This is a genomic window from Chryseobacterium sp. RR2-3-20, from assembly GCF_017808115.1.
GTDB lineage: Bacteria > Bacteroidota > Bacteroidia > Flavobacteriales > Weeksellaceae > Chryseobacterium > Chryseobacterium oryzae.
The window spans coordinates 1-481 of sequence record NZ_JADQBD010000231.1; the positions used below are offsets into that span (position 1 = coordinate 1).

Annotated in this window: 1 protein-coding gene; it reads right to left on the reverse strand. The window is 31.4% G+C overall.

The genetic code is table 11. The annotated features are described in order from the left end of the window. Positions 1–298: 298 nt before the first annotated feature. On the reverse strand, positions 299–481 hold a 183-nt coding region (locus tag IV513_RS15750; RefSeq protein WP_209391494.1), incomplete at its 5' end, for a hypothetical protein.

The window sequence follows — 481 nt, forward strand, 5'->3', positions numbered from 1 at the left end:
TTGTACCATGTTTGCTTTTGGAAAAAGCGATAATAATACGTTACGACAATTATAAAATGGTTAATTTTACCAATTTGTAGCTTTATATTAAGTTAACATGTATTAAAGAGTTCAGAAATACCTATTTATTTCCTTATATCTAGTTTTGCTATTAAAATATTAAACAACAGTGCCTAAATACTCTATAAATACCAAAAAATAAAATAATATAAACCAATCGTAATTAAAGTGCGTTACTATAATTTCAATAGGCTACTGAAACGCTTTTGTATACGTATATTTTTATTCGAATCATAATTTAGGTTTTGACCAGCTTTTTTCGATACTGCCCCACTGGGGCCATTTTGAATTCTGTAATTTTGACCCCGGATTCGTAATCAGTGACCCCAAAAACCCCCGAGTAACAAATTTTAGATCCATTTATAAAGAATTTGGGTTTTGGCCAGCTTTTTGGTATTCTGCCCCACTGTGTGTCGGTCCT